Below are 1,671 nucleotides of genomic sequence, written 5' to 3'. Positions count from 1 at the left end.
TGATATGCTCCCCTCTAAGTAGACAGATTAAAAACAAAAATCTGTTTGCCTAGGGGGGAGCTTTTCTATGTCTTATAAACGTTATTCTCTTGAGTTTAAAACTGACGTTTTACTAGCCTATGAAAAGAGAGAGTGCACTGTAAAAGAGCTCTGCACATACTTCAATATTAACGAGGATTCATTAAGTGAGTGGATGAAGCTTTATGAGAAGTACGGTATAGAAGGGTTACAACGTTCGACCACATGGAAGCCATATTCAAAAGCGTTAAAAGAAGCAGCTGTAAATGACTATCTCTCAGGGGAATATTCTCAAAGGGATCTTGTTGAAAAATATGAAATCTCAAGTAGAAGTGTCCTTCAAAGGTGGATCAACCATTATACTAGTCATAGAGAGTTAAAAGATACTTCAAAAGGAAGGACGAGCTCTATGGCTAAAGGAAGAAAAACAACTTGGGATGAACGCATACAAATTGTACTTGAATGTCTGAAGAACGGAAAAGATTATCAAAAAGCAGCTTCTACTCATCAGGTTTCTTATCAACAGGTCTATCAATGGGTGAAGAAGTACGAAGATGGTGGAGATGAAGCACTGAAGGATAAGCGTGGGCACAAGAAAGAGGAAGATCAACTCACGCCAGAAGATAAAGCGAATCTTAGAATGAAAGCGTTAGAAAGAGAAAATGATCGATTACGTGCAGAGCTTTTATTCATAAAAAAGTTAGAAGAGATCGAAAGGAGGCGAAAATAAGTCAGATCCGATTTGAGGATAAGTATCTTGCGATTCAAGCGCTTCACCAGGAAAAAGGGTTAAGCATTTCCCTGCTTTGTGACATTGCCGGTATTGCACGATCTGCCTACTATAAATGGCTTAATCGTACCCCTTCGTTCAGAGAAAGACTGAACCAGAAAATCACTGAAGAGATCAAAGCGCTCTATCAAAAAGTAGAGGGCATATTTGGTTATCGTCAGATGACCCTTCATATGAATAGAACGTTTGAAGAGACATTAAATCACAAGAGAATCTATCGGTTGATGAAACTGGCTGGCTTACGCTCTGTCATTCGTGTCAAAAAAAAGCGATATAAACCCTCTGCCCCTCAACATGTGGCAGAGAACGTATTAAACCGTGAATTCACAGCTGAAAAGCCGAATGAGAAATGGGTAACGGATGTGACAGAATTTAAATATGGCCTATCTAAGAAGGCCTATCTCAGTGTGATTCGTGATCTTTATGACGGATCCATTGTTAGCTATGTGCTGGGACACTCTAATAATAATCAACTGGTATTTAAAACGCTTGACCAGGCAATCGTACGATTGCATCAAGAACACCCACTGATTCATAGTGATCGTGGATTCCAATACACCTCTAAGGCGTTCAAGCGTAAATTAGAGGCGGCAGGAATGACTCAAAGTATGTCACGGGTTGGTCGCTGTATTGATAATGGACCAATGGAATCTTTTTTCGGCACGTTAAAATGTGAAAAGTATTATTTACATAAGTATCAGACCTTTGAAGAACTTAACATTGCCATAAATGAGTACATCTATTTTTATAATCACGAAAGATACCAAAAACGATTAAACGGCCTCAGCCCTATAGAATATAGAGCGAAAGCCGCTTAAATCACTTTTATTATTTCCACTGTCTACTTGACGGGGGGCAGTTCA

General features: G+C 39.2%; 1 protein-coding gene. It reads left to right on the top strand.

The window, feature by feature from the left end; all coding sequences use genetic code 11:
* The first annotated feature begins 67 nt into the window (after nt 1-67).
* Nucleotides 68-1,626 (top strand): IS3 family transposase gene (locus JOD21_RS19160; protein ID WP_204731099.1). Its coding sequence is split into 2 segments (ribosomal slippage): nt 68-710 and nt 710-1,626, totalling 1,560 coding nucleotides; the frame shifts between segments, so codons are not numbered across the junction.
* Nucleotides 1,627-1,671: the final 45 nt, after the last annotated feature.

The sequence above is a fragment of the Jeotgalibacillus terrae genome (assembly GCF_016908195.1).
GTDB lineage: Bacteria > Bacillota > Bacilli > Bacillales > Jeotgalibacillaceae > Jeotgalibacillus > Jeotgalibacillus terrae.
The sequence above is the reverse complement of the archived record's forward strand: the minus strand, read 5'-3'. Positions and strand labels throughout refer to the sequence as shown.